The organism is Paraburkholderia sp. EB58 (assembly GCF_050436665.1).
In the GTDB taxonomy this organism is placed as follows: domain Bacteria; phylum Pseudomonadota; class Gammaproteobacteria; order Burkholderiales; family Burkholderiaceae; genus Paraburkholderia.
In genome coordinates this window covers 58,944-84,052 of sequence record NZ_JBNDMQ010000012.1, presented here as the reverse complement: position 1 = coordinate 84,052, position 25,109 = coordinate 58,944, and the positions used below count along the sequence as shown (strand labels likewise).

At 60.4% G+C, this 25,109-nt stretch carries 26 protein-coding genes and 1 tRNA gene; 14 read left to right on the top strand and 13 right to left on the bottom strand.

Translation table 11 applies throughout. The features are described 5' to 3' along the window. Window positions 1–6 precede the first annotated feature (6 nt). The 4 genes from pstB (at window position 7) to phoR (ending at window position 3,775) form a co-directional block, all read left to right on the top strand. Window positions 7–855: a phosphate ABC transporter ATP-binding protein PstB gene (pstB, locus tag P3T40_RS19160; protein WP_429269303.1), complete on the top strand. Its 849-nt coding sequence runs from the start codon at window positions 7–9 to the stop codon at window positions 853–855. Between the two features lie 29 nt (window positions 856–884). Then, window positions 885–1,589 carry a phosphate signaling complex protein PhoU gene (phoU, locus tag P3T40_RS19155; RefSeq protein ID WP_074300240.1) on the top strand — a complete coding sequence of 235 codons (705 nt, stop codon included), beginning with the start codon at window positions 885–887 and terminating at the stop codon, window positions 1,587–1,589. Window positions 1,590–1,617: 28 nt separating this feature from the next. Further along, window positions 1,618–2,319, top strand: a complete 702-nt coding sequence (phoB, locus tag P3T40_RS19150; protein ID WP_006051991.1) for a phosphate regulon transcriptional regulator PhoB — start codon at window positions 1,618–1,620, stop codon at window positions 2,317–2,319. A 142-nt stretch (window positions 2,320–2,461) separates the two neighbouring features. Next, window positions 2,462–3,775, top strand: a complete 1,314-nt coding sequence (phoR, locus tag P3T40_RS19145; RefSeq protein ID WP_429269302.1) for a phosphate regulon sensor histidine kinase PhoR — start codon at window positions 2,462–2,464, stop codon at window positions 3,773–3,775. 119 nt (window positions 3,776–3,894) lie between these two features. Here the strand turns inward: phoR and ppk1 are convergent, their stop codons facing one another. Further along, window positions 3,895–5,958 carry a polyphosphate kinase 1 gene (gene ppk1, locus P3T40_RS19140; RefSeq protein WP_429269301.1) on the bottom strand — a complete coding sequence of 688 codons (2,064 nt, stop codon included), beginning with the start codon at window positions 5,956–5,958 and terminating at the stop codon, window positions 3,895–3,897. A gap of 202 nt (window positions 5,959–6,160) precedes the next feature. Here ppk1 and ppx point away from each other — a divergent pair, with 202 nt between their 5' ends. Beyond that, window positions 6,161–7,741: an exopolyphosphatase gene (gene ppx, locus P3T40_RS19135; protein ID WP_429269300.1), complete on the top strand. Its 1,581-nt coding sequence runs from the start codon at window positions 6,161–6,163 to the stop codon at window positions 7,739–7,741. A gap of 138 nt (window positions 7,742–7,879) precedes the next feature. Here ppx and P3T40_RS19130 read toward each other — a convergent pair whose 3' ends face one another. Together P3T40_RS19130 and sixA are read right to left on the bottom strand one after the other, a co-directional pair. Beyond that, window positions 7,880–8,695 (bottom strand): GNAT family N-acetyltransferase, encoded by an 816-nt coding sequence (locus P3T40_RS19130; protein WP_429269299.1) that lies wholly within the window; start codon window positions 8,693–8,695, stop codon window positions 7,880–7,882. Between the two features lie 134 nt (window positions 8,696–8,829). Next, the gene (gene sixA / locus P3T40_RS19125) at window positions 8,830–9,288 is read right to left on the bottom strand and encodes a phosphohistidine phosphatase SixA (RefSeq protein WP_429269298.1); all 459 of its coding nucleotides are present in this window, start codon (window positions 9,286–9,288) and stop codon (window positions 8,830–8,832) included. A gap of 780 nt (window positions 9,289–10,068) precedes the next feature. On the opposite strand from sixA, the gene P3T40_RS19120 reads away from it, so the two are divergent. Together P3T40_RS19120 and P3T40_RS19115 are read left to right on the top strand one after the other, a co-directional pair. Then, window positions 10,069–10,359 (top strand): DUF4148 domain-containing protein, encoded by a 291-nt coding sequence (locus P3T40_RS19120; RefSeq protein WP_429269297.1) that lies wholly within the window; start codon window positions 10,069–10,071, stop codon window positions 10,357–10,359. 381 nt (window positions 10,360–10,740) lie between these two features. Continuing rightward, entirely contained in the window at window positions 10,741–10,899 is a 159-nt protein-coding gene (locus P3T40_RS19115) for a hypothetical protein (RefSeq protein WP_429269296.1), read from the top strand. A 54-nt stretch (window positions 10,900–10,953) separates the two neighbouring features. On the opposite strand, the gene P3T40_RS19110 is transcribed toward P3T40_RS19115, so the two are convergent. Then, a complete protein-coding gene (locus P3T40_RS19110) occupies window positions 10,954–11,733 on the bottom strand; it encodes an SDR family NAD(P)-dependent oxidoreductase (protein WP_429269295.1) in 780 nt (259 codons plus the stop codon). 171 nt (window positions 11,734–11,904) lie between these two features. Here P3T40_RS19110 and P3T40_RS19105 point away from each other — a divergent pair, with 171 nt between their 5' ends. The 3 genes from P3T40_RS19105 to P3T40_RS19095 all read left to right on the top strand — a co-directional run bounded on the left by P3T40_RS19105 (window position 11,905) and on the right by P3T40_RS19095 (window position 13,977). Further along, window positions 11,905–12,786 carry an AraC family transcriptional regulator N-terminal domain-containing protein gene (locus P3T40_RS19105; protein ID WP_429269294.1) on the top strand — a complete coding sequence of 294 codons (882 nt, stop codon included), beginning with the start codon at window positions 11,905–11,907 and terminating at the stop codon, window positions 12,784–12,786. Window positions 12,787–12,966: 180 nt separating this feature from the next. Then, complete coding sequence (locus tag P3T40_RS19100) at window positions 12,967–13,287, top strand: DUF4148 domain-containing protein (protein ID WP_429269293.1); 321 nt, start codon at window positions 12,967–12,969, stop codon at window positions 13,285–13,287. Window positions 13,288–13,476: 189 nt separating this feature from the next. Further along, window positions 13,477–13,977: a hypothetical protein gene (locus P3T40_RS19095; protein WP_429269292.1), complete on the top strand. Its 501-nt coding sequence runs from the start codon at window positions 13,477–13,479 to the stop codon at window positions 13,975–13,977. Window positions 13,978–14,464: 487 nt separating this feature from the next. On the opposite strand, the gene P3T40_RS19090 is transcribed toward P3T40_RS19095, so the two are convergent. Continuing rightward, the gene (locus P3T40_RS19090; RefSeq protein ID WP_429269291.1) at window positions 14,465–14,602 is read right to left on the bottom strand and encodes a hypothetical protein; all 138 of its coding nucleotides are present in this window, start codon (window positions 14,600–14,602) and stop codon (window positions 14,465–14,467) included. Between the two features lie 226 nt (window positions 14,603–14,828). On the opposite strand from P3T40_RS19090, the gene P3T40_RS19085 reads away from it, so the two are divergent. Continuing rightward, entirely contained in the window at window positions 14,829–15,146 is a 318-nt protein-coding gene (locus P3T40_RS19085; RefSeq protein ID WP_429269290.1) for a DUF4148 domain-containing protein, read from the top strand. A 157-nt stretch (window positions 15,147–15,303) separates the two neighbouring features. Here the strand turns inward: P3T40_RS19085 and P3T40_RS19080 are convergent, their stop codons facing one another. Further along, entirely contained in the window at window positions 15,304–15,675 is a 372-nt protein-coding gene (locus P3T40_RS19080) for a Rap1a/Tai family immunity protein (protein ID WP_429269289.1), read from the bottom strand. Between the two features lie 383 nt (window positions 15,676–16,058). Between P3T40_RS19080 and P3T40_RS19075 the strand changes: the two genes are divergently transcribed. Further along, entirely contained in the window at window positions 16,059–17,225 is a 1,167-nt protein-coding gene (locus P3T40_RS19075) for an acyltransferase family protein (protein WP_429269288.1), read from the top strand. Between the two features lie 130 nt (window positions 17,226–17,355). Here the strand turns inward: P3T40_RS19075 and P3T40_RS19070 are convergent, their stop codons facing one another. Together P3T40_RS19070 and P3T40_RS19065 are read right to left on the bottom strand one after the other, a co-directional pair. Next, window positions 17,356–17,832 (bottom strand): hypothetical protein, encoded by a 477-nt coding sequence (locus tag P3T40_RS19070; protein WP_429269287.1) that lies wholly within the window; start codon window positions 17,830–17,832, stop codon window positions 17,356–17,358. 66 nt (window positions 17,833–17,898) lie between these two features. Next, window positions 17,899–18,225 (bottom strand): hypothetical protein, encoded by a 327-nt coding sequence (locus P3T40_RS19065; RefSeq protein ID WP_429269286.1) that lies wholly within the window; start codon window positions 18,223–18,225, stop codon window positions 17,899–17,901. A 686-nt stretch (window positions 18,226–18,911) separates the two neighbouring features. Between P3T40_RS19065 and P3T40_RS19060 the strand changes: the two genes are divergently transcribed. Next, window positions 18,912–20,939 (top strand): acyltransferase family protein, encoded by a 2,028-nt coding sequence (locus P3T40_RS19060; RefSeq protein WP_429269285.1) that lies wholly within the window; start codon window positions 18,912–18,914, stop codon window positions 20,937–20,939. A 73-nt stretch (window positions 20,940–21,012) separates the two neighbouring features. Here the strand turns inward: P3T40_RS19060 and P3T40_RS19055 are convergent, their stop codons facing one another. The 4 genes from P3T40_RS19055 to P3T40_RS19040 form a co-directional block, all read right to left on the bottom strand. Further along, window positions 21,013–21,210, bottom strand: coding sequence for a hypothetical protein (locus P3T40_RS19055; RefSeq protein WP_429269284.1), 198 nt, complete (start codon window positions 21,208–21,210; stop codon window positions 21,013–21,015). 182 nt (window positions 21,211–21,392) lie between these two features. Then, a tRNA-Pro gene (locus P3T40_RS19050) sits at window positions 21,393–21,469 on the bottom strand. An 84-nt stretch (window positions 21,470–21,553) separates the two neighbouring features. Further along, complete coding sequence (locus P3T40_RS19045) at window positions 21,554–22,663, bottom strand: S-adenosylmethionine:tRNA ribosyltransferase-isomerase (protein ID WP_429269283.1); 1,110 nt, start codon at window positions 22,661–22,663, stop codon at window positions 21,554–21,556. Then, window positions 22,660–23,406 carry an SDR family NAD(P)-dependent oxidoreductase gene (locus P3T40_RS19040; RefSeq protein WP_429269282.1) on the bottom strand — a complete coding sequence of 249 codons (747 nt, stop codon included), beginning with the start codon at window positions 23,404–23,406 and terminating at the stop codon, window positions 22,660–22,662. Before P3T40_RS19040 ends, P3T40_RS19045 begins: the two co-directional genes overlap by 4 nt. A 123-nt stretch (window positions 23,407–23,529) precedes the next feature. On the opposite strand from P3T40_RS19040, the gene P3T40_RS19035 reads away from it, so the two are divergent. Further along, a complete protein-coding gene (locus P3T40_RS19035; protein WP_429269281.1) occupies window positions 23,530–24,135 on the top strand; it encodes a helix-turn-helix domain-containing protein in 606 nt (201 codons plus the stop codon). Between the two features lie 193 nt (window positions 24,136–24,328). On the opposite strand, the gene P3T40_RS19030 is transcribed toward P3T40_RS19035, so the two are convergent. Continuing rightward, window positions 24,329–24,502: a hypothetical protein gene (locus P3T40_RS19030; RefSeq protein WP_429269280.1), complete on the bottom strand. Its 174-nt coding sequence runs from the start codon at window positions 24,500–24,502 to the stop codon at window positions 24,329–24,331. Between the last annotated feature and the right edge of the window lie 607 nt (window positions 24,503–25,109).

The window sequence follows — 25,109 nt, the reverse complement described above, 5'->3', positions numbered from 1 at the left end:
CATCCGATGAACATGGCAGAAACTCAATTCAATCCGATTGCGCGTCCCACCGCGCCCGCCGGTTTCGACCCCGCCCAGGGCAACAGTGCCCAAGCGTCGGCGCAGCCGAAGATCGAGGTCAACGACCTCAACTTCTTCTACGGCAAGTACCACGCGTTGAAGAACATCAACCTGCGCATTCCCGAAGGCAAGGTGACCGCGTTCATCGGCCCGTCGGGCTGTGGCAAGTCCACGCTGCTGCGCACCTTCAACAAGATGTACGCGCTCTATCCGGAGCAGCGCGCCGAAGGCGAGATCCTGATGGACGGCGAAAACCTGCTGACCTCCAAGCGCGATATTTCGCTGTTGCGCGCGCGGATCGGCATGGTGTTCCAGAAGCCGACTCCGTTCCCGATGTCGATCTACGACAACATCGCGTTCGGCGTGAAAATGTTTGAAACGCTGCCGCGCTCGGAAATGGACGACCGCGTCGAATGGGCGCTGACCAAAGCGGCGCTGTGGAACGAAGTGAAGGACAAGCTCGGTCAGAGCGGCTACGGCCTCTCGGGCGGCCAGCAGCAGCGCCTGTGCATTGCACGCGGCATTGCGATCCGCCCGGAAGTGCTGCTGCTCGACGAACCGTGCTCGGCGCTCGACCCGATTTCCACGGGACGTATCGAAGAACTGATCGCCGAACTGAAGAGCGACTACACCGTGGTGATCGTTACCCACAACATGCAACAGGCCGCACGGTGTTCGGACTACACTGCCTACATGTACCTCGGCGAGCTGATCGAATTCGGTGACACCGAAAAGATCTTTATCAAGCCGGTCCGCAAGGAAACCGAGGACTACATTACCGGCCGCTTCGGTTAAATCCGGCGAGCACAATAAGGGAGCACGACATGTCCGACAAACACCTCTCCAGCCAGTTCGACGCCGACCTCAATCTCGTTTCCTCGAAGGTCCTCGAAATGGGCGGCCTCGTTGAATCGCAGATTGTCAATGCGATGAACGCGCTCAATAACTTCGATCTGGATATGTGCGAGCAGGTGATCACTGCCGAGGATCGCCTGAACAAGATGGAAGTCGATATCGACGAAGAGTGCAGCAACATCATCGCGCGCCGTCAACCGGCCGCGCGGGACCTGCGCCTCCTGATCGCGATCTCGAAGACCATTACGAATCTCGAGCGCGCCGGCGACGAAGCCGAGAAGATTGCGAAACGCACCAAGCGTCTGATGGAAGACGGCGCGTCGCGCACCATCAATATCGCCGAGATCAAGCTGTCCGGCGAGATGGCGGTGTCGATCCTGCGCCGTGCGCTCGACGCGTTCGCGCGTCTCGATACCGTGGCGGCCGCGCAGATCGTGCGCGACGACAAGGCGATCGACGAGGAATTCCGTGCCTTCGTGCGCAAGCTGATTTCGTACATGACGGAAGATCCGCGTTCGATCTCGGTGGGCCTCGACTTCCTCTTCATCGCCAAGGCGATCGAGCGGATCGGCGACCACGCAAAGAACATTGCTGAATTCATCATCTACATCGTCAAGGGCACCGACGTGCGGCACAAGTCGCGCGACGCGCTCGAACGCGAAGCACTCAGTTAACCCACCGTATAAAGGTCAAGAGGTGCCGATGCCCAGCAGCATTCTCGTCATCGAAGATGAGCCCGCGATTTCCGAACTGATTTCGGTCAATCTTCAGCACGCGGGCCATTGCCCGATCCGCGCCTATAACGCGGAGCAGGCGCAGAACCTGATCAGCGATGTGCTGCCCGACCTCGTCCTGCTCGACTGGATGCTGCCGGGCAAGTCAGGCATTGCGTTCGCCCGCGATCTGCGCAACAACGAGCGGACCAAGCACATTCCGATCATCATGCTCACCGCGCGTGGCGATGAGCAGGACAAGGTGCTCGGCCTCGAGATCGGCGCGGACGACTACGTCACCAAGCCGTTCTCGCCGAAGGAACTGATGGCGCGGATCAAGGCGGTGCTGCGCCGCCGTGCGCCGCAGCTAACCGAGGACGTGGTCGCGATCAACGGTCTGAAGCTCGATCCGGCAACGCATCGCGTGGCGGCGCATGCGGAAGGCAGCGAGATCAAGCTCGATCTCGGGCCGACAGAGTTCCGTCTGCTGCACTTCTTCATGACCCATCCGGAGCGCGTGCATAGCCGCACGCAACTGCTCGATCAGGTATGGGGCGACCACGTGTTCGTCGAAGAGCGCACGGTGGACGTCCATATCAAGCGCCTGCGTGCCGCGCTCAAGCCGGCAGGGTGCGATGCTATGATTGAGACGGTGCGGGGCAGCGGTTACCGGCTCGCGAAGAGCGCGTAATACCCGCTTGTACCGTTTCTACCGTTTGACCGGTTCGGCAGGTTTGAGGGGCTTAAGGCTGAACGACGGTTAGCGCCGTTTGCACTCCCGCGCCGCGCGATTTAATCGCGGCGCGTATCGTCTTCTCTTCGATCGCTAGAACATGAACATCATCTGGGCGCGTTCCATTGTGTCGGTCGTGCTGCTTGCTGTTCTGTGCGCGTTGCTTGGCGTGTTCGTCAGCGTCAGGACTGCACTGATCGTCGCGATCGTCGTGCTGATCGCGCAGAGCGTCTTTAGCACCTTCCATAAACAGCGTCTGTGGCGTCTGCTCGATGCGCCGGTCTACGGCGAAGTGCCGAGCGCGCCCGGTGTCTGGGGCGAAATCTACTACCGGCTGCATAAACTCGCGAAGCGCTGGCATGCCCAGGTGCGCCAGGTCGAGCAGCAGCATTCGCGTTTCATTCAGGCCATCCAGGCTTCGCCGAACGGCGTGGCGATGCTCGACGATCACGATCAGATCGAGTGGTGCAACGCAATCTCCGAGGTGCACTTCGGCCTTGATGCGAAGCGCGACCTGCGCCAGCACATCACGCACCTCGTGCGCCAGCCCGACTTCGTCCGCTACCTGAACTCGCATCATTACGAAGAGATGCTGATCATGCGCGGGATGGGCGAGAAGCGCCAGAACGTGCTGTCGGTGCAGGTGTTTCCGTACGGCGAAAACCGCAAGCTGGTGCTGTCGCAGGACATTACCGAACTCGAACGTACTGACGCGATGCGGCGCGACTTCGTGGCCAACGTCTCGCATGAACTGAAGACGCCGCTCACTGTGCTGTCCGGCTTTCTGGAGACGATGCGCGAGTTGCCGCTAGGCGAAGCTGAACGCGCGCGCTACCTCGAGTTGATGGAGCAACAGGCGGCGCGCATGCGGCATATCGTCGACGATTTGCTGGTGCTCGCGAAACTCGAAGGCGACAACAAGTCGCCGAGCGACCAGATGATCGATATGCGCGCGGTGCTGCGGCATCTGCGCGACGATGCGGCAAGCTTGTCGAGCGATCACCATCACATCACCTTCGACGCGGACGAAGGGCTCACCGTGACCGGCGTCGAAACCGAGATTCTGAGCGCGCTCGGCAACCTCGTGACCAATGCGATCCGCTACACTCCGGACGGCGGAAAAATTAATGTGACGTGGCAGGCCAACGGCGGCAGTGCGGTCTTTTCCGTGACCGATAGCGGCCTGGGTATTCCCGCCGCGGATATTCCCAGGCTCACCGAACGATTTTACCGGGTGGACCGCAGCCGCTCGCGTGACACCGGCGGCACGGGCCTCGGTCTCGCGATCGTCAAACACGTGCTGCAACGGCACGATGCGCAACTCGAAGTGAAGAGCGAAGAAGGGCGCGGCAGCACCTTCACCGTGCGTTTCCCGGTGTTCCGCACGGCGCGGCGGCAGCCCGCTCCGGCTTGATGGGTTGATGGCCTGAAGGCTTCTCGAAGGCCCAATAAAAAACCGCCTGTTCAGGCGGTTTTTTTACGACTCCTGCGGCGAGCCGCAATGTTGGCGGCTCGCTTCGCCTCGCGCGAGGCTCAGGAACAGAACTTCCCAAGCAGACTCATCTGCGCATTGCGCGACGACTTGCCCGGCCTGCGACGGCGATAGTGTCCGTCGCTTTGCATGAGCCACGCCGACTGGTTGTCGCCGAGGAACGCCGACAGGCCCTCAGCGATCACACGGCGTTTCAGGCGGCGGTTGTTGATCGGAAACGCCACTTCGACACGCCGGAAGAAATTGCGGTCCATCCAGTCGGCGCTCGACAGATACACGTCCTCTTTACCTTCGTTGTAGAAGTAGAAGATCCGATGGTGCTCGAGGAAGCGCCCGACGATCGAGCGTACCGTAATATTCTCCGACAGCCCCGGTACACCCGGTTGCAACGAACACACGCCGCGCACGATCAGATCGATTTTCACGCCAGCCATCGATGCTTCGTACAGCTCGGCAATCACGGTCGGCTCGAGCAGCGCATTCATCTTGGCGACGATGCGTGCCTTCTTGCCGGCGCGTGCATGCTCCGCCTCGGCGCGAATCGCCTCGACGAGCTTCGGATGCAGCGTGAACGGCGACTGCCACAGCTCGTGCAGCTTCAGCTCACCGCCGATGCCAGTGAGCTGCTGGAACACGTGATGCACGTCTTCGCAGATCTTCTGGTCGGCCGTCATCAGGCCGAAGTCGCTATACAGACGTGCGGTACGCGGGTGATAGTTGCCGGTGCCGAGGTGCGCATAACGCTTGAGCGTCATCTTGCCGTTGTGCGACACGCGGCGCACGATCAGCATCATCTTCGCGTGGCACTTATGGCCCACCACGCCGTAGACGACGTGCGCGCCCACGGCTTCAAGCTGCGCCGCCCAGTTGATATTGGTTTCTTCGTCGAAGCGCGCGAGCAGCTCCACCACCACGGTGACTTCCTTGCCGTTGCGCGCGGCCTGCATCAGCGCGTCCATCAGCGGCGAATCGGTGCCGGTACGATAGATGGTCTGCTTGATCGCCATCACGTTCTGGTCTTTGGCCGCCTGCAACAGCAGTTCGAGCACGGGCTGGAAGCTTTCGTACGGGTGATGCAGCAGCACATCGCCCTGATCGATCACATCGAACAGGCTCGCACTATTGGCGATCTGCGGCGGGATCGACGGAATATGCGGGACGAATTTCAAATCGGGGCGGTCCACCATCTCCGGCAACTGCATCAGCCGCACCAGATTGACGGGGCCGTCTACGAAGTAGCAGTCCTTGTCCGACAGATCGCTCTCGTCGAGCAGGCGCCGCACCAGATGCGCGGGCGTCTCCGCCGACACTTCGAGGCGCACGGCGTTGCCGAGGTGGCGCGCCGGCAGTTCACCTTGCAGCGCGACGCGCAAGTTGGTGATTTCGTCTTCGTCGACGAACAGTTCGCTGTTGCGCGTGATGCGGAACTGATTGCAGCTACGCACCACCAGATTCGGGAACAGCTCGCCCACGAAACGCTGCAGCAGCGAGCTCAGCAGCACGAAGCCGTGCGGATAGCCCGACAGTTCCTGCGGCATGCGGACGAGCCGCGGCAACGCACGCGGCGCCTGCACGATGCCCATCAGCGCCTGGCGGCCGAATGCATCTTTGCCTTCGAGTTCGACGACAAAGTTCAGGCTTTTATTGAGCACGCGCGGAAACGGATGCGCGGGATCGAGGCCGATCGGCGTCAGGACGGGCAGCAGTTCGTCGAAAAAGTAGTTCCGCGCCCATTCGGTCTGCGCTTCATTCCATGCTTCCGTGCCGTGAAAATAAATGCCTTCCTGTTCGAGCGCAGAGAGTACTGTGTCGTGCAGCATGCGGTACTGGCGGTGCACGAGCTTCTGTGCCCGCTCGACCACGAGGTCGTAGACGTGCTGCAGCGACATGCCGTCCGGCGAGAGCGCTCCAGGGTTATCGCGCATCTGCTCCTGCAGCCCGGCCATACGGACTTCGAAGAATTCGTCGAGATTGCTGCTGGTGATGCAGATAAAACGTAGGCGTTCGAGCAGGGGCACGGCGGGATCGGCGGCTTGCGCCAGCACGCGCTCGTTAAAACCCAGGATGCCCAGTTCGCGGTTCAGCAGGGGGTAGCGGGTGGACATCGGAAGCGAGAATGGAAGGTCGGGTAGGGAAGGCGAAAGACGCTCGGAAATTCTCACAGTATGATGACGCTCTTATGACAATCGATTGATTATAAACTTTACGCTGTATTGGCCTTGTGTCGTAAATATGACGCAATGAATATGGGACCATAACGCAGGCAATCACCCTGAAGGTTACATCGTGAGGTCCGGTACGCTTAAAATGGTGGCTTTGAACGGCGGGGCCGGCAACAAGCAGGCTGCGCTTGCGCGTATGGAGTCCGCTCAATCGATGGTCAACACTCCACAACTTCTCGCTGCCGTCGACCTTGGCTCGAACAGCTTTCGTCTGATCGTGGGCCGGGTCGAAGAAACCGATGCCGGCAGCCAGATCTACCAGGTCGATGCGCTACGCGAGCCCGTGCGGCTCGCTGCGGGCCTGTCGAGCGACAAGATGCTCGACCGCGCCTCGCAGGTGCGCGGCTGGGACGCACTCAAACGCTTCGGCGAACGGCTGCGCGATTTCCACCCTGACCACGTGCGTGCGGTCGCTACCAACACGCTGCGCATTGCCAAGAACGCCGGCGAGTTCCTAGGCGAGGCGCAGGCTGCACTGGGTTTCCCGATCGAGGTGATTGCCGGGCGCGAAGAGGCTCGTCTGATTTATGCGGGCGCAGCACACTCGGTGCCGGCAAGCCCGGGTAAGCGCCTCGTGGTCGATATCGGCGGCGGTTCGACCGAGTTCATCATCGGCTCGCACTACACGCCGATCAAGATGGAAAGCCTGTATATCGGCTGCGTGAGCCATAGCCGTGCCTTCTTCCCGGCGGGCAACGTCGACGAGTACACGATGCGCCAGGCCGAGCTCGCGGCCGGCCGCGAAATTCAGATCATTTCCAACGAGTACAAGAAAACCGGCTGGGAGCAGGCAATCGGCTCGTCGGGCACGGCACGCGCACTCGCGGAACTGGTCGAAGCGAACGGCTTCAACGACCCGGGCATAACCCACGGCATTTCGCGCGGCGGCCTCGAACGCCTGAAGCGCGCGTTGATCAAGGCGGAGAACGTCAATCGCTTGAAACTGGTGGCGCTGAAGAGCGACCGGATTCCGGTGCTCGCAGGTGGCCTGTCGATCATGCTGGCGGTGTTCGACGAACTGGGCGTCGATTACGTCGACACCACCGACGGCGCCTTGCGTCTGGGCGTGCTGTACGACCTGCTCGGCCGTTCGCAGCACGAAGACATGCGTACGGTCACGGTGGAAGGCTTCATGCGCCGCTATGGGGTGGATCGCGCGCAAGCGGTGCGCATCGGCGAACTGGCGGTGAGCTTCTACGATCAATTCGGCGAACCGGATACGGAGCGGCGCGTCGAAAATCGCATGTTCCTGAGCTGGGCGGCCTCGCTGCACGAGATCGGGCTGTCGATCTCGCATAGCGCGTATCACAAGCACTCGGCCTATATCGCGAGCAACGCCGACATGCCGGGTTTTTCGCGCACCGACCAGGCGCGCCTTGCCGCGCTCGTGCTGGGTCATGCGGGCAAGCTCGGCAAGCTGTCGCAAACGCGTGAAGTGGAATGGCCGTTGCTGTTCTGCTTGCGCCTCGCCGCGCTGCTGTGCCGGCGCCGTGCGGATGTCGGCCTGCCGGGTATTGCAGTGTCCCGTGCGAACAATGGCTACGAAGTGCGCTTGCCGAAGGAGTGGGTGGCCAACAACCCGCTGACCGATTACAGCCTGATTCAGGAAGCGGCCGAGTGGGAGAAGGTTGGCATCCCGTATCGGGTTGTTTATACGGATGACTGACGATACGCAACAACCGATGAGGCCCGATGTCCTGGTGTTTGTATAGGGCGTCTGGATCGGCAAATGGAACAGCAAACAGCCCGGCGAGCACCTGCTCTGCCGGGCTGTTTTATTTGCACCTACCCCGTAGCGTTTGACTTAGCCCGGCAATGCATCGCCAAGGAAGTGGCGTGCATATCGCGCGTTGATTTCGGACAGACGCAGCAGCGTCAGAAAGTCGGCCGTATTGAAGTCGGGATCCCAGGCCGGTGCGCCACAGATTTTCGCGCCGAGCCGCAGATAACCTTTGACGAGCGGCGGCGGTGCGACATCCGCGCCCGTTTGCAGTTCGTCGACAGGCAGCGGCGTGTGCGGAAAAGCGCGGTACTCTTGCGCGGTCATCGCGCTGTCGCGTAGCGCGCAGTACAGATTCGCCGCGTAGTGGCCACCATCGGCCATCGCCACGCTCGCGCAACCGAGCATCGTTTCGTAGCCGTTATGCAACATATACGACGCGAGGCCGCCCCACAGCGACATGATCACTGCGCCGCTGCGATAGTCCGCATGCACGCACGAGCGGCCCACTTCGACCATCTTCGGGCGCAGGTGCGTGAGACGCGAGACGTCGAACTCGCTTTCCGCATACAGGCGGCCGATGCGTGCCGCCTGATGCGGCGGCAGGGCGCGATAGGTGCCGACCACTTTCAGCGTGTCGAGATCGCGCACCAGCAGGTGGTCGCAGTAGTGATCGAAGGCGTCGACGTCGAGACCCGCGGGGCCGGTCAGGCGTGCACCCATTTCGTCGGCGAAGACCCGGTAGCGCAGATGCTGCGCTTCACGAAGCTCTTCCTCGGTACGCGCCCAGGCCACCTGCAGCCGGTGTTGTGCGGTGACCGTTTCCTCGGCGCGCGGCAATCGACGGCGCGTCTCGAGGGTCGAAGCGAGCGGCAGGGAAGACGTCGGCAGATCTTGCATGTGGCGTTCCTTGTCGAAAAAGAAGAATTTCGCTTTTTCGCCAATGTAGTAACGCCCGGTGACGCTCGCATGGCAAGGTCGTGACCTTTAGATGACGGTCCGTAAGGTCGCCGCTTATTTTCGGTTTCGTTGTTTTACAAAAGATCGGGGCTGATCGCCGCGCGCAGGAGCACCTGCTCGTCGCCGTCGCGCTCGCGGCTTGCAATCCACCATACGCCGGCCTTCTTGAGCGGCCAGCTGGCGTTGCTCTGGGCGAGCAACTGCGCTGCGACGTGACCGAGGGTGGGCTGATGACCGACGACCAGCACCGTCGGTGCAATACCTTCTGGCCAGCCGGCGGCGTCGAGGACGTCAGCCGCGCTGGCGCCTGGTGCGAGTTCACGCACCACGCGATACTGATCGGTCAGGCTTTCGACGGTCTGGATGGTGCGCACGGCGGGACTTGCGAGGATCACGGCGTCGTCGTCGAGCCGTGCGCGCAGCCACTTCGCCACGGCTTGCGCCTGTTTGCGACCGCGTACGGTCAACTGACGGGCCAGGTCGGTCGGGGCGATGTCTTCGGCTTCGGCGTGGCGCCAGAGGATCAGATTCATGTTTTGTCTCCATGGCTCTCTAGCGACGCAAAGGGCGCGACGCTGTGTTGTACCACTGTCGCACGGGTGGGCGCGTGACAGCAAGGCGGTGTGCCAGAGGAGGGGGCGGTGGCTCGAACGCCGTCGTCGCACGCAGAGGCGAGCGCCGCGACGGCGGAACACTGCGTGATGGGACGTAGGGAGGCTTCGGGGGGACGCGATGGTCGGTGGTGATGACACATGCGCGGGTGGGAGGCGGGCGAGTCCGTGACAACGCGTGTCACGGACCGCTTACCTGCGTCGTAAAACCCGCTCTGATCGGGATTCGATCAGGAGAGAGTCAGATTCACGACGCAACACATGACGAGCAGCAATAAGGCGTAGGTAACGGCGATATCAAACGGATAGCGCATAGCGTGACTCGACAGAATTTTTCCAGCAGTCATCTTAGGTAGCCACTTCTCAGGGCAACGTTACCAAGCGAACAGTTCGCAAAAAGACGTGCGCCGCTCGGGACGTTTTCTGTCGTGTGACGCGTGCCGTGGAGATATCCATTGACATGAACGATCGATTCGCGGCCTCCGCGCGCCACAAACATCACCGCGTCAGGGTCTGCTGTTTGCCGGCAAGGCGGGCGTGACCGACCGCGCGCGCCGTATCCCGTTATTGTCACGGTTTTGACAACAGTGTTTTCATAATCTAGGTATTTACCCTAGGTCGTCCTGACCCTACACTGTGCTGATCGGTCGCATACCAAGTGGTTGCAGGGCCGCACAAAACAAATTCCCGGAGGTAGTAATCATGAAGTCGCTTTTCGAAGCTGCTGTTATTGCCGCGCTGATCACCGCTCCGCTCGCCGCGTTTGCGCAGTCGAGCCAACCGCTGACCCGCGCAGAAGTGCGCGCCGAGCTTGTTCAGGTCGAGAAGGCTGGCTACAACCCGAACGACTGGATTCACTACCCGGAAAACATTCAGGCTGCTGAAGCCCGCGTCGCCGCTGAAAAGGGCGGCGCGCAGGCTGAAACGACCAGCTACGGCTCGGGCAGCAACGGCTCGTCGCAAGTGGGTCAGCGCGCCACTTCGGCACAGTGAGCACGTACTCCGCAGCGGTAGCGATTTACGGTCACTAAGCTGCGGGTAGCGCGGCGCGGATAGCGTCGCGCGGACAGCGTGGCGGGAAGGTTGCCGTGAGTTGTCCTTCGGGGCGCTAGCCGGTAACAGGCAGGTCGGCTCTCGCAAGAGATGCTGGCCTGTTTTGCCAAGCGGGCCTGGCTGTTAGATGTATCGCACGGACGTACCTGTTACGGGTCTGTCGGTTGCCGTGGTAGTGGCGGCCACGCCCAGCCTTCCTGGCTGGGCGAGTTTCACCGCCGCTGGCCGGGACGTCCCGGCTTGTGGCGCGCAGGTTGCTGTGGATGTGAGCAGTAATTGAACGCCGCTGCGGCTTAGCGCAGCACCTGACAAGAGGCCGCCATGGACGCGACTGTTTTGGCCACCGCAGTGGGATTTTCGGTTTTGCTGTTCGCAGTGATTTTCGCGGTCGGCCACTATCGGCGTGAGTCCGCGCGCAAGCGCGTGATTGGCGAGATGCAACGCCGTCGTCTCTATGAGTTTAGCCAGCCGAAACGTTGATCCGGTTGGCAAGCACGATAGGGGCGGTACGCGCCCGCAGTTCTTTTTTGACGTCTAGATAGCCATGCCGCCCGAGACTTCGATACGCTGGGCATTGACCCAGCGGTTGTCTTCGGCAAGAAGCGACGCGATCATTGGGCCGATGTCGTCGGGCAAACCTGCACGACCGAGCGCCGTAAACTCCGCCACGCGTTTGTTGATTTCCGGATTGTCGCGCACCATACCGCCACTGAAATCGGTCTCAACTGCGCCCGGAGCGACGGTGTTGACGCGGATCTGGCGCGGCCCGAGTTCCTTCGCGAGATAGCGAGTCAGAACCTCAACGGCGCCTTTCATCGACGCATACGACGCACTACCCGGAATGGCGACGCGTGTCAGCCCCGACGAAATATTCACGATGCGGCCACCGTCGCGGATGAGCGGCAGAAGTTTCTGGGTCAGGAAAAACACGCCCTTGAAATGGACGTTGTAGAGACCGTCCAGTTCTTCCTCGGTGGTCTGCTCGATCGGCGTGTGATTCGAAGTACCGGCGTTGTTGACGAGGTAGTCGAAGCGCTCAGCGCCTAACTGCGCAAGCGATTCCCACACCCGTTTCACGAACGGATCAAACTCGCTTACCTTGCCGGTATCGAGCGGCAGTGCAATGGCTTGTTGACCTTGCTCTTCTACAAGACCGACAACCTTCCCGGCTTCTGCCTGATTCGTGCGGTAGGTGAAGATGGAACTGACACCGCGCTTCGCTAGGTGGACCACCGTATTGCGTCCCAAGCCACGGCTGCCTCCGGTGACAATCGCGATCTTCGTGGTGGTACCTGCTGATTTTCCTGCTGTCATGCTGCACTCCGCGTTAGCTGTGGAGAGGCAAGCTTATGCCGGCAGATCCCGCCACTGAATGCCCGAACTGCCTCACTTCTTGCCTGATCCTGCCTCTACGCCCACCGCTCGCCACAAGCGGCGGTAACATGCAGGAAAGCGGATGTGGAGGAAATTCCTATGTCAAATGCCTTGCTCGAAGCCGTCAAACGCTATACCGACGAGCATGGCGGGCAGCAAAACCCCTTCGTGACTGCCATTGAGGGGATGGCCATCCTTCGCGCGGATCATGAGAAAGCGCCGTCTCATCTGATCATGAGACCGGCCCTCTGTGTCGTCGTCCAGGGCGCCAAATGGACCACATTCGGTGACAGGCGGTATGACTACAGGGCAGGGCAAGCGCTGGTCGTCAGCGTCGAGATGCCGGCGCTGAGCCGGGTGGCAAAAGCCAGCCCGTCCGAGCCATTCCTCGGCGTGGTGATCGAGTTCGATCTGGCGGTCATGCGCGATGTCATGGAGCGCCTCGACACGCCACCCACGCCAGAAGACCCGTTCGGACACGGCGTATTTGTCGCCAACTTTGACGGCCCGCTGGCCGACTGCGTGCTGCGCATGGTGCGGCTCCTCGATACGCCTCAAGCTATTCCGATTCTCGCGCCGATGATCATGCGGGAAATCTGCTACTGGTTGCTAAGCGGTCCTGATGGAAGTGAGGTCGCGCGAGTCGTGCTGGCAAATAGCCACGCGCAGCGAGTCGTGAACGCGATCCATGCCCTGCGGGACCAGTTCACCGAAACGGTACGTATCGAGGAACTGGCCGCCGTCGCGCAGATGAGTCCGTCGACATTTCATAGGCAGTTCAAGGCGCTGACTTCGATGACCCCGCTGCAATATCAGAAGCAGCTTCGCTTGCTCGAAGCTCGCAACTTGATGGTGGCAGGCGAGGCAAACGCTGAAGCGGCTGCCTATCAGGTGGGTTATGAAAGTCCATCGCAATTCAGCCGCGAATACGCCCGCATGTTTGGCGCGCCACCCCGGCGCGACATTGCCACGTTGAAAACTGCCGTCGCCTAGTCGAAACGTCCCTCGTCGCCGAGGGGGAGTCAGGCCAGTATTTGGATTGTGAGATTTACGAGAATAGTGATTTCATGACTTAGGTATTTACCCTAGGTTCGTCGCTCTCTAGACTGTCTTTACCGGCTGCACACAACGTTGTTTGCAGCGCCGTTAAAACAATCACTGGAGGTAGTCATCATGAAATCGCTTATCAAGGCTGTTGCTCTCGCCGTTGTTCTCGCCGCTCCGGTTGTTTCATTCGCCCAGTCGAATCAGCCGCTGACGCGTGCCGAAGTCCGTAACCAACTGGTCCAGCTCGAAAAGGCAGGCTACAACCCGAGCGTCTCGGACGACGCTACGTATCCCGCGGACATCCAGGCAGCGGAAGCACGTGTTGCTGCCGAAAATGGCTCGACGAGTGGCGTCGGCGGTGCGGTCAGCGGCTCGTCGGATTCGGGCGCTCGCGCTTCTGCGGCCTCGGCATTTACCGGCTCGCGTTCGATTTACGCTGGTCACTAAAGCGGTGCCGCAGTGGTGCGCTCGTGGCGTTAAGCCGGGGCGTCAGCAGCTTGTGCGGATTGGATGGCCCGCTACTGCGCACATGCGCGGTAGCGGGCCAATTTGCTTATGGGGCGTGCACCAAAGTGACCGCGAATATATCGGGCAGCCGTTACAATCGTCCGATCGAATTTTCACGGGAGTGACTGGATGGCCAGCATATCGACCATTGCCCGCCTGTCCTTCAATGACGTTTTGCCCACGACACTGAATACCGCAGATTCAGATTCGCCACAGCATTCGATCAGGTACTCGCTCCGGCTCGTAGGAGCGCTGCTTTTCTCGCTGCATTGCGCGCCTGCACTCGCCGGCGATATTGCACGAGACACCCCTGCCGCTTCAATGGCACTCGCGCAAGGCCTGTATGCGACACCTGGGCCATCTGCGTCAGTATCGACCGTGGCTACGCCAACAGTCACGGCATCTCCACTTCCGTCGGCATCACCGCCGTTGGCATCGCCGCCGGAGATCGTCTGGGCAGCCGCTCCTTCGCTGGTCGCAACAGCACCGCCCGCCAAGGCACCTCAGGCAGACTGGATGAATTATGTTGCCGTCATTGCGGGCATCGTGGGCGCGATTGCGGGTATCGCGGGCGCCATCATGGGCGGACTCAGTCTTCGCCGGGTCAATCGTCAAGAGCGGCGATATTGATCAGGCACGCCTCGCGCCCGGTCTGCCCGGCGCGTTGCGGTTCCCGTCATTACGCACCTCAGTGTCAAACGCCTGGCGTGCGAAAGCCTGCCCAATGCGGGCTGCTATGAATCAACACGGGAACGGCTTAACGCGGAGACGGCCGCTCAGCTATATCTCGCTGTTCGACAACCGCTCGTCGAACGGCTTCCAACAGGTCTGGGCGTGCTTCAGACGGGGCAGTTTCGATCAACTTGCGCGGAGGAGTCTTGACGCGAGGCTTCAGCGTCACACCGTAAAGTTTTTGCGGCGCAGTCATGCTTGACCTCCACAGTTTGCTTGCGCATACGGTTGGGTAATGCGTGCGGAGAAAGTGTAGGACTTTTTGCGCCGCTTGTCTCGAACGCCTTGGTGCAGATCAGTGATTAGAGGTTGCGGCGATGCTCGCCGCAACCTCTGCGAACGACGACCCTTATTGAATCCAGGGTGTCGCCAAATGCGCTACATGTTAGTGGCAGACATGCACGTGGTGGTGGTGATGCCACTCCCAATGGCAATGATGATGATGGTACTCGTCGGCGAACGCCGGCGCGGTCGCGCATAGCGTTGTCATAGCAACAACCACAGCGATGCAGATCTTCTTCATAGTTTGCTCCGCAAAAAGATACCGACAGAAAAGCAGCAGTATTCGTACCTGATGAGATGCCTGCGTCAATGGCGGACCCTATACCCCTCGATTGTGAGGTTTGCCAGAACAGTGATTTCATAACTTAGGTATTTACCCTAGGTCTCCAGCTTTCTACACTGTGATCACTGGCTGCACACAAACGCGTTTGCAGCGCCGTTCAAAACAATGTCTGGAGGTAGTTATCATGAACTCGCTTATCAAGGCTGTTGCTATTGCTCTCGTTCTCTCCGCTCCGGTGGCTTCGTTTGCTCAGTCGAATCAGCCGCTGACACGCGCCGAAGTCCGTAGCCAACTGGTCCAGCTCGAAAACGCCGGCTATCGCCCGGGTGGCGATCACGCCAGCTACCCGGATCAGATTGAGGCCGCTGAAGCGCGTGTGGCTGCGCAGAATAGCTCGACCAGCGGTGTCGGTGGTGCAGTGAGCGGCTCGTCGGAATCAGGCGCTCCTGCTCTTCCGGTCTCGACATTTACCGGCTCGCATTCGCTTTACTCTGGTCACTAACCAGTCAGATTGGCGAGTCGTTAGCGATTCATCCGGTCGCTAACATCACCAACTGAGCGCGCAGTACCTCTGCGCGCGCTAGTTTGCCAAATTGTCCCGCTATCGCCGCAATATACGGTAGCGGGACAATTTCATTATTGGATGATCCGCCGTCCCTTCAATCGATCGCCATCCCGTGAGTCGCGCAAGCCTGCCGCATTGCGCGCAGGACAATCGGTTGCATCTTCTCATTCCACGACTCAGGGTGCGCATCCAGATACTGATCGACGATGGTGCCGACTTGCCGGGTGTTGGCATTCATCGCTCCGATACAGCGTCGCAGTTTCTCGATCTTCGAATCCGGCGCGCCGAATACAGTCGCGTAGGAGAAGCCGTCGAGGATGCCAATGACATAGGCGGCACGCATCGATTGGCTTCCACCGCGAAAGAAGGTACCTGTGAGAAACCCGTCGTTGACGTCTGACGGTGGACTTGCCTGCGCGGTGGAACACAGTGCGATGAGTGCCAGCGCGGCCATTGATTTTTTCATCTGATGTTGGCTCAAAGGAATGAGGTGCGCCATTGTGTGCCGCCATTGTGACGATTGCTGCAGCGGCCTTCTAAATGCGTGTCCAATAGCCTTCCTTCGAACCGTCTGACGCGTGCACCGACAGATCTCGCGGTGGCAATATCACCGCTGCTGAGTAACGCCCATTCGCGACTCGTCGAATAAGATCAGATCACATTACCAAATAATTACGCATATATATCAAATCGATTTCAACACGTTCTTTAATCGGCAACGTGACTGATATCACGTTCTCCACCGCACATAGTCATTGTTATAGCGCTGCTAGAGTCCCAGAACGGTTGTGGCGAAGCAAGCGGTTCGGGGCTCCGCATTCTGTTATAAAAACGTAATGTGAGAGTGGGATGACTACAACAGACAATAGATACGATGCACTCGACGGCTTGAGAGGCGTCGCAGCCATCGCAGTGATGTTTTCGCATTTCACCCAGGAAAGCGTGTTCAAGAACGCGTATGTGGCAGTCGATCTGTTTTTTATGTTAAGTGGCTTTGTCATTGCCCACTCTTACGGTACCCGACTCCTTGCAGGAATGACGGCGGTCGAATATATAAAAAGACGCATTATTCGCCTGTATCCGATGCTTCTACTATCGCTGCTGATCGGTCTGCCTGTATTGATCGAGGCGGGAACGGTGGGCATATCCACCTATCCGATGCGAAATGTTATATCCGCAACCATCTATAATCTGTTCTTTACTCCGTATATGGCCAGTTTCGGCACCGTAAACATGGCAACCGTGAACGCCGTTACTGCTATCGATCCCACCATAGGCGAGATATTCCCATCGAACCCGCCTGCATGGTCACTTTTCTTCGAGATGGTGGCGAGTATCGCGTTCGTGGTCATCGTGCGATTAAATAAGAATGCATTGCTTAAGATCATTGCCGTCAGTGGAATTATGTTTGTGATAACAGGTTTGCTGGCGAGCTTTGATGGCCACGGACATTCAATAATAGATTTTGAGCAAGGTTGGTCTTGCGGCAGGGTTGATGGTGGGTTCTATCGCGTTTCATTCGGGTTCGTTGTCGGCGTTCTCCTGTACAACATAAATAATTCGAATGCTCAGGTTCGCGCGGCAGAAATTCCGAAGTGGGTGTTTCGAAATTCTTATTGCCTGTATGCTCTGGCGCTCGCGTTGTTTCTGTTTCCGTACGCGGTTCGTGGCTTGTACCCGCTGCTCATTATTTTCTGCGTTGCGCCATGCCTTGTTATGGTCGGGGCGAACCTGTCCCGTTTGTCGGCCTTCGAGAAGAAAGTAGCGCGCTTTCTCGGCTGGCTTTCGTACCCGATTTATCTCCTTCATTTCCCAATCGGGCGAGCCGTGTTCATGTTCGTGGGAAAGCCCAACGGGTCTACGGCAGTTCCGTTATTCGTCGCATGCGCTGTTACGCTCCTAAGCGCGATTGTTTTGACGAAATATGTTGAGGAGCCGGCACGCGCTTTCCTGTCAAGGCGTTTTGCAAGGTCATCCGCGACTCGTGCTGGTCTGACAGATCGGAGCCCTGTTTGATGACAGCCGGGCGCAACGTCCCTATCGATACCGCAAATACCGGGGTCGACGAGCGCGGTTTTCCCGTGCCCGCCGCCGAGTCGGTGAAGGCTGAAGCGAGATTGCAATGAGCCGGCTATCGCGGGCCGCCTCAGCGCGGCATTTTTGCTGTCGTGTCAGGCAATGCACTGCGAACCCCGGCTGAATCATCAACCTCATCGTTGGGGCTTTTGGTGGCGTGAGCAAGCGATTCCGCTTTTTGCGCGTCTTTACGCTTACGGTAGTTCTTACGCGCCAGCTCCCTTATCCGTTCCGCATGTTCAGGCGATGCTGCATATTTCTTCGCATATTTCCTGATATTTTCTCTGACGATTGGATCGGCAGACCGCGCCTTCCTGTACTCCGCTCTCCGGGCAGCGACCCTTACGGAATATTCCTTCCAATATTGCTTCACACATTCGATGCAGCGGGAATCTTTTCCATCTCCGCTGGTTCGGTTGTTGTAGAAGTCATCAAAGGGTTTGTATTCCTTGCAACTACTGCAGCGCTTGCGTATCAGCTCATCGGGATTGTTGATCGACTCAGGGCCAGTATATACGGGCGGATTCTTTGTCTTCTTATCCGTCATTTTCCAACTCCGTTAGGGCATATGGTCATCTCGTGCAGCCAGAAACGTGCCAGCAGGGGACGAACTTCATGTTACCCCTAACCGGTGAACGGCGAACGTGATTGCAATAAATTGTAATCGTGGGCCACCAGCAGATGGCCCTTTTATTACGGGTCTTTTCAACCGGAAAAAAACGCGGCCGCGGTGTGTACGGTAAAAGATGCTAGCTTGTTTCGGCGGCCAGCTCGCGTAGATAAAGGAAATCGTCTTTTGGGTTCTTGATTTTGTCGGAAAGTCGGTGCGCCTCAATAACTCGATGATCAGCGCTGCGACCGGGCAGGCTGCGGCTTTGCTACTTCCAGCGTTTTCGCAATATCCATGTTCGCGTATTGAGACGGTTTTATTGAATGCCATGCCAGTCCCCTTGAGCGCGGAGTAATGCTGGCATGGAGGCTTCAAGAACGGCTTCGAGCGTCGGCCGATGCAATCCATCCGATTGCCTTGCACGCGCATGCATATGCATTGTTCAGCGCATCTTCGGGTCGGCTCTGCGGAGCGTTCTCGTCCGGAAGCGGCCGGATATCGATCCGCACATCCGCCGCGGACCGCTGAAGGGAAATTCGCTGGACACAATAGAGGCCATCGCCGGTGGAGGAGGCAAGGGCGTGAACTGTGTATCCCATGTAGACCCAAAGACGCTCAAACATCGGTTCCTCCGCTCGATGAGCAAAACGTTCTCACGAACGAGCGTCGGCTTCTGTGCGGAACCATACCGACATTTATCTACCCGCCTCACTGTAATCAAAGTGACAGGAAAAGATTGCTGGTGAAGCGGTTCCACAAGCGGGGCGACGAGAAGCGATCCGTTGTGATCGGGCCGCCGGCAGCGTTCAGCACGCGTCGTGTCCACCGGGCACGGTGAGCGATCGCGCGTACTCCTCGTGCGTTAGCGTACTCACTAGCATTGTTTTTTTGGAAAGCAGGCAGGCGACGCGGTTATTGTTTTAGTGGAATTTCCAGGGGGCGCGGTTGCCGTCACGGGATTGGGCGCTCGCCCCTTGCACGTGTCTTCGAAGCCCCACTTCGAGGGGCTGAAACCCATGCAAAGAATAAAATTTGTCGGTGAGCGGGGTTTTGCCGACGCTCAACGCACGGAGCACGCTGTCCGCTCAGCGTTCCGCTACGACATCAACGGCCTGCGTGCGTGGGCGGTGCTGCCAGTCGTGCTCTTCCACTTCGGGATTCCGGGCTTTTCCGGAGGGTTCGTCGGTGTCGACGTGTTCTTCGTTATCTCAGGATTCCTGATGACTGGAATTGTCGTCTCGGCGCTCGAGCGCGACCGGTTCTCGCTGCTCGATTTCTATCTGTCGCGTGCGGTGCGCATCGTGCCGGCGCTTCTCGCGCTGTGTGCCGTGCTGCTCGCAGTCGGCTGGTTCTGGCTCGTGAGCATCGAATATCGGACGCTCTCGCTCAATGTGGTGTCCGCGCTGACGTTCGTCTCCAACGTCCAGTTCTGGAGAGGCTCTGGCTACTTCGATACGGCGTCGCATGAGAAGTGGCTCCTGCACACGTGGTCGTTGTCCGTGGAGTGGCAGTTCTACCTACTGTTGCCGCTTGCGGCGGCGTTCGCCTGGCGCTGGCGGCGCAGGGCCGGCGTGTGCGCGCTGTTAGCCGTTGTGTGCGTCGCGTCGCTGGCCTGCTCGGTGTACGCTTCCGGGCGTTGGCCAGCCGCCGCGTTCTATTTGTTGCCAAGTCGTGCGTGGGAATTGCTGGTGGGCGGAATGGTCTGGCTCTTCACCGGACGGCGCCAGTTGCCCGCTGCGCTTGCGGGCGCGCTCGAAGGCGTCGGACTTGCGCTAATCGCACTGGCCGTGGTGCGCTTCGACTCCGGGCTGAGGTGGCCTGGCGGCTTCGCAATCGTGCCGGTGCTCGGCGCGGCGCTAGTGATTGCAGTATCGAGGCAGCGCTCGCCATTCACCGGCAACAGTGTCGCGCAATGGCTCGGCACCCGTTCGTATTCGCTCTACCTCTGGCACTGGCCAGTGGCGGTGTTGCTGGTCTACTCCGATCGGCAGCACGATCCCGTGAGCGTGGCTAGCGGGATTGCCGCAGCGCTGCTACTCGGCGAAGCGTCATATCAGTTCGTCGAACGGCCGTCGCGCGGGCATCTCTCACGGTTTGCGAAGCCTGTGCGCCTGCTGTGTCTCGGCGCGGCGCTGGGGGGCTTGACGCTCGGTGCGGTTGCCGCCCGGTATCAGCACGTGCCGAACCGGGTGCCGCCGCAATGGGACATGGCCGCCGACGAGCAACTCGACTACAGCCCGGTGCGCGACCAGTGCCTACCCACATCCGGCGGCACATCGCCCGCGTGCCTGTTCGGCAGTGGTCCGCTGCGGGCGGTTGTACTCGGCGACAGCCACGCGGACGCAATGGTGAGCGCCGTCCAGCAAGCATTGTCCGCCGGCGCGGTCATGGAGTTGAGCTACTCGGGTTGCCCGACGCTGTATGGCGAGCACGCGGTTCCTGGCTCGCAAGATGCTGATCAGCAATGTGCCGACTTCAATGATCGGGCATTGCGCAAGCTGGCTTCGCTCGACCCGGCGATTCCAGTGTTCATCGTCAACCGTACGTCGGACTACGCGTTCGGGCCGATCGATGGCAGCGCACTCAGTCACCATCCGCTGATCTACTTTTCCCGCGTGTACGATTCTCCGACGCCCGCGTTCCTCGCGGAGTTTGCGCAGCATCTGGTCGCATCGGCCTGCCTGATCGCAAAGTCCCGCCCGGTGTATCTGGTGCAGCCGGTGCCGGAAATGCCATTCGATGTCCCGCAGGCGATGGCGCGCCAGTTGATGTTCAGGCGGGGCAATGCCGACCTGTCTATTTCGCTCGCCGACTACAACAGGCGTAACGCGTTCGTGCGGACGGCACAGGAGGCCGCGGCCGCACAGTGCGGCGTGAAGGTACTCGATCCCGAGCGCTGGCTGTGCGACCGCGGGCGTTGCTGGGCAAGCCAGCAACTCAGGCCGTTGTACTACGACGCGGATCACCTCAGCGAATTCGGCAACAAGCGGCTGGTACCGATGTTCCGCGAGGCGTTTGCTCAACCCGAGGTGGCGCTGAAATAGAGCGCTGGGCCGCGCGAGATTGAGTGGCCGTTATCGAGAAGGTTGAAGCTCGGACCGTTGCAAGGCCAGCGGGTCAGACGTAGTTTCCACGATGATGCGGCGGCGGGCGGCGATGATGATGGCGCGGCGGCGGCACCGGCCGGCAGCGGCGCACCAGATGGCCGCGATACCAGACGCGTTTGCACACTACACGGGGATGCGCCTCGGCACTGACGGGCGCGAATGCTCCGGCGAATGCCGCAAGCAGGATGAGCGATACGAATTTACGCACGGATCGATCCTCGAACAGAGTTGGACATACGTCACCATCCGACCACGAATGAACCTGACGAGCAGAGTCCGACGTTGACTGAATCCGGTTACGCACGGGTGACACGGGGGTTACGCGGTGTCTACACGGAAACAGGAAAAGAAAAAGGGTTACACGCCGAAGCGTGTAACCCTTTGATTCTATGGTCGGAGCGATAGGATTCGAACCTACGACCCTCTGATCCCAAATCAGATGCGCTACCAGGCTGCGCTACGCTCCGACGAATCAAAGATCATATCTTGTCATACCTATCGGCGTCAATCTCGAAATGAAAAAAACTAAAACATGTTCACGCGTGCCGCATTCAACACGTGACGCATCGCTCCCGCTCTCGCGCATCGACGGGACGCTTCTGTCCATCGCGCAGCACGCACGCACGCCGTTCGATCCAGACCGAATCGCCGAATTCATGCGTGCGATAGCGATGCGCCTCGAGCTCCTCGCTCGCCCCCAACAACGTCAAGGTATCGGTGAAGGCGCGCAATAAGGCGTAGTGGCTCGTCTCCGGTTCGTGCGTGCCGGAGACGATCACGTCGGCGATGCGTAACCGGGTCTGCGGCCCGATCCGCTGCGTCGCGAGGCCGTCACCCGCATGCACGACGCCATCGCGGCTCGCCGCGTGTTCCAGCGCCCGCACTACCGTCGTGCCGATCGCCACGACGCGCCCTTGCCGTGCACGGGTTGCCGCGATCAATGCAGCAGTTGCCGCGGGAATGCGATAAGGCTCGTCGAACGGCAGGCGCTGATCGAGCGCCGTATCGCCCGTGGATGACAGGCCTGCTGCGTGCGTGAGCGTCGCAAACGGAATCCCGCGAGCATGCAGTGCATCGACGTTCTGCCAGTCGAGCACGAAGCTCGCCGACGGTGGTTCGAACGCCACCGGCTGCGCGGCGATTGGTGTCCATACGTCCCACAAGGCGAGCGGATCGTGCAGATGCGAGTACTGAACCGGCTTGCCTTGTTCTGCCAGCGCGCGCCAGATGTGGGTCGCATCGCCGTCGAATTGCAGTTCGACGAGACGCGGATGATCCAGCAAGCGCACGATGGTTGCGCTGAGGATTCCGAGCGTCAGCCGGTCGCCGGACGCGAGGGCAGGCGGGGCGATACGCGCTTCGGTCGGCGTGCGGAAGTCTCCTGCGCCGAACACCACAGCGGTAAAGCGTTTGACGTCTTTGGGATCGAGCGACACGCGTCCCGCAAGGCGGATTTCGATCTGCGCGCCGCTGCGACGATGGATACCTTGCAGGCTGGCGGGCAGGGTGGCCGCGTCGTTCGCTATGACGCAATCGCCGGGGCGCAGCAAGGTTGCGAACGCGCTGCGTGGACGATGCTCGATGTGCCCGCGCGAATCGATCACCAGCAGCCGCGCATCATGAGGGCGTTGGAGAGGCAAGGTGGCAGCTCGCATTGTCATGCTCGTACTCCCTCAGTAGTGACGGTCTCGGTGGTGGATTGCCGCAGCGCCTGCAACGCCGTTTCGATGGCATCCGCGAACTCACGGGCTGCGTCAGCAGGGCGCTTCAACGTTGCGGGGTCATCGCCAGGCGCGGCAAGTGCGTGGAGCGGCGTGTCCATGTCTCCTGGATCGAGCGACAGCACGCGCACGTGCTGGGCAGCCAACTCCTTGTCCCAGATGCGGCTCAGATGGCGCAGCGCGGCCTTGCTGGCGCCGTATGCGCCCCACGTGGGATACGGCTCGATGGCCGCATCGCTCGAGACGTTCAGCACGACTGCGCCGCCTCGTTCGCGGGCCGCGGCGGTGAGCGAGCCGAGCAAAGCGCGCGTGAGGCGGAATGGTCCGAGCAGATTGGTTGCGAGCGCCGTCTCGAAGTCTTCGCACGCTGTGTCGGCAAGCAGCGCGAGCGGCACGGGTCCGAGCGCCGACGCATTGTTGACCAGCACGTCGACGCCGCCCAGCAGGCCGCTGATCTGCATCGCAAGGGGATAGATGTCTTCCTTGTCCGCGATGTCGCCGACGATACCGGCCACCCGCGAGCGCGACGCCGCCACCTCGGCCAGGCGCCGCTGGTGGCGCGCGACGAAGGCGACACTCGCCCCGCGCGCCAGCAGTTCGTCCATCAATGCGAGGCCGAGTCCCGAGGTGCCGCCTGTGAGCGCAACACGGATGCCATGCAGGGTCTTGTGGTTTGTTTTCATGCGGGTTCTCCGGTTCAGGACGAGACGATCGCTTCACCTGCGCTGTCTCGATGGCCCGATAATAGGAACCCCACGCCGCACGGCCGAGTGCGATGTCCAACTCCTTGTCAGAAAGTCGATACGATGGACGAGACCGCTTACGAACCCGCTCGCGAGACCTCACCCGACACGGCTCACGCGGCCCATCATCTGGCGCGCAATCTGGTGGCGTTACGGCATGCCCGCTCGCTCACGCAGGAGGGGCTCGCGAAGGCGTCGGGCGTGCCGCGCTCGACGGTCGCGAATCTGGAGTCGGGCGAGGGCAATCCGTCGCTGGCGGTGCTGATGAAGGTGGCGGGTGCGCTCGGTGCGCCGCTCGACGAGTTGCTCGCCTCGCCGCGTGCGAAGGTGCGCAAATGGTCCGTCGACGATATCTCCGCGCAAAATCGCGGCAACGGTTTGACGATCCGCCCGCTGGTCCCGGAACCAATGCCGGATGGCATTCTCGAGACGATGGCCTTCGCGCCCGGCGCCTATATGCGCGGCACGCCGCATCTGCCCGGCACGCGCGAGTATTTCACCTGCATGGCAGGGCGGGTCGCGATTTTCGTGGCGGGAGAACGGCATGGACTCGAGACGGGCGATGTACTCGCTTTTCCCGGACATGTGCCGCATTCGTATCGCAATGAGGATACGCAGAACGAGGCGCTAGGGGTGTCGATCGTGGTGCTGGCGAAGGCCGGCGTATAAGCGCGGCGCACCTGCAGCGGCTATTTTCCAGCGCATGATTGGGAGCGGGGCCGCACGCACGAACCCCCAGACGCGTTAATGCAGATAGCAACACCAAACCTTGCCGCCCAGGCTCGCTGCCTGGCAGCAGGGTCAGTTGCAATTCCAGATGCTTACGGGTTGCGCGGCCTGGTTGCCGCGACGGCGATATGGCTTAGTGTCTACGCCGTATCCGGCTGAGCATGTGATGCTCGGACAACCAGTGGTGCATCATCCCTTCACCGTTGTGTTCGCGCCGGTAGGTCCGCGATTCGAAAATCGACAAGCCTATCAGCACGGCCAGGCCCACCCCGAGCCCGATGAAACCCGCGATCGATTCGGTGTCCATGGCAGCCTCCTTCGACGATTGCAGCCATGCGTACATAGTAGTCCAGACTTCGCGAAAACGGGGGCGTGCGCAGTGCATGACCCTGCGTCGCAGGGAGCGCCGCTGCAGCGGCCAGGTCTTTGCAGGTAGACTCTCGGCGCGCCTGCGTTATTGTGTTCAATTTTGAGAGTCTATGAATCGCGTCTTTTTGATTGTCTTAGCTGCGGCGGCCCTCGCGGCCTGTTCGAACGATCCTGCCTCCGGCCACCATGGTCCGCCCCCGAAAGACCCGCCTGATTACCACGGCGTGCCCACGGACGACCGCCCGCCATCCATGCTGGATACGCCGGATACGTCGCAACCTGCGCCGAAGCAAGCCGCGCCGCAATAACCTGCTGATTGGTGGCGGGGTGACGGTGGTCCGACACGCTTGTGCATGCCTCATGGGCCGGGCCGTCGAATGTGGAGGCGAAGTGCCGGCGCGGGCACGCCGACACCTCTGACCCGAGCAGACTGTTCGCGCGGAGAGCACGGGCTGACCCAATTCTAGGGCGAGCGGCCCGCGTGATATGTATGCGCTTGTTTCAACCCGTAACTGGAATTCGCAGAGCGGCGCGCACTCGCCCCC

What these genes read in the sequence shown, in the direction of transcription:
- P3T40_RS19045 (WP_429269283.1), bottom strand. Translation starts at nt 22,663, where the DNA reads ATGACAATGCGAGCTGCCACCTTGCCTCTCCAACGCCCTCATGATGCG.
- P3T40_RS19040 (WP_429269282.1), bottom strand. Translation starts at nt 23,406, where the DNA reads ATGAAAACAAACCACAAGACCCTGCATGGCATCCGTGTTGCGCTCACA.
- phoR (WP_429269302.1), top strand. Translation starts at nt 2,462, where the DNA reads ATGAACATCATCTGGGCGCGTTCCATTGTGTCGGTCGTGCTGCTTGCT.
- P3T40_RS19110 (WP_429269295.1), bottom strand. Translation starts at nt 11,733, where the DNA reads ATGACAGCAGGAAAATCAGCAGGTACCACCACGAAGATCGCGATTGTC.
- P3T40_RS19130 (WP_429269299.1), bottom strand. Translation starts at nt 8,695, where the DNA reads ATGCAAGATCTGCCGACGTCTTCCCTGCCGCTCGCTTCGACCCTCGAG.
- P3T40_RS19030 (WP_429269280.1), bottom strand. Translation starts at nt 24,502, where the DNA reads ATGGACACCGAATCGATCGCGGGTTTCATCGGGCTCGGGGTGGGCCTG.
- P3T40_RS19120 (WP_429269297.1), top strand. Translation starts at nt 10,069, where the DNA reads ATGAAGTCGCTTTTCGAAGCTGCTGTTATTGCCGCGCTGATCACCGCT.
- phoU (WP_074300240.1), top strand. Translation starts at nt 885, where the DNA reads ATGTCCGACAAACACCTCTCCAGCCAGTTCGACGCCGACCTCAATCTC.
- pstB (WP_429269303.1), top strand. Translation starts at nt 7, where the DNA reads ATGAACATGGCAGAAACTCAATTCAATCCGATTGCGCGTCCCACCGCG.
- P3T40_RS19100 (WP_429269293.1), top strand. Translation starts at nt 12,967, where the DNA reads ATGAAATCGCTTATCAAGGCTGTTGCTCTCGCCGTTGTTCTCGCCGCT.
- P3T40_RS19035 (WP_429269281.1), top strand. Translation starts at nt 23,530, where the DNA reads ATGGACGAGACCGCTTACGAACCCGCTCGCGAGACCTCACCCGACACG.
- P3T40_RS19080 (WP_429269289.1), bottom strand. Translation starts at nt 15,675, where the DNA reads ATGAAAAAATCAATGGCCGCGCTGGCACTCATCGCACTGTGTTCCACC.
- P3T40_RS19065 (WP_429269286.1), bottom strand. Translation starts at nt 18,225, where the DNA reads ATGGCATTCAATAAAACCGTCTCAATACGCGAACATGGATATTGCGAA.
- P3T40_RS19085 (WP_429269290.1), top strand. Translation starts at nt 14,829, where the DNA reads ATGAACTCGCTTATCAAGGCTGTTGCTATTGCTCTCGTTCTCTCCGCT.
- P3T40_RS19115 (WP_429269296.1), top strand. Translation starts at nt 10,741, where the DNA reads ATGGACGCGACTGTTTTGGCCACCGCAGTGGGATTTTCGGTTTTGCTG.
- P3T40_RS19095 (WP_429269292.1), top strand. Translation starts at nt 13,477, where the DNA reads ATGGCCAGCATATCGACCATTGCCCGCCTGTCCTTCAATGACGTTTTG.
- sixA (WP_429269298.1), bottom strand. Translation starts at nt 9,288, where the DNA reads ATGAATCTGATCCTCTGGCGCCACGCCGAAGCCGAAGACATCGCCCCG.
- ppk1 (WP_429269301.1), bottom strand. Translation starts at nt 5,958, where the DNA reads ATGTCCACCCGCTACCCCCTGCTGAACCGCGAACTGGGCATCCTGGGT.
- P3T40_RS19075 (WP_429269288.1), top strand. Translation starts at nt 16,059, where the DNA reads ATGACTACAACAGACAATAGATACGATGCACTCGACGGCTTGAGAGGC.
- P3T40_RS19070 (WP_429269287.1), bottom strand. Translation starts at nt 17,832, where the DNA reads ATGACGGATAAGAAGACAAAGAATCCGCCCGTATATACTGGCCCTGAG.
- ppx (WP_429269300.1), top strand. Translation starts at nt 6,161, where the DNA reads ATGGTGGCTTTGAACGGCGGGGCCGGCAACAAGCAGGCTGCGCTTGCG.
- P3T40_RS19060 (WP_429269285.1), top strand. Translation starts at nt 18,912, where the DNA reads ATGCAAAGAATAAAATTTGTCGGTGAGCGGGGTTTTGCCGACGCTCAA.
- phoB (WP_006051991.1), top strand. Translation starts at nt 1,618, where the DNA reads ATGCCCAGCAGCATTCTCGTCATCGAAGATGAGCCCGCGATTTCCGAA.
- P3T40_RS19090 (WP_429269291.1), bottom strand. Translation starts at nt 14,602, where the DNA reads ATGAAGAAGATCTGCATCGCTGTGGTTGTTGCTATGACAACGCTATGC.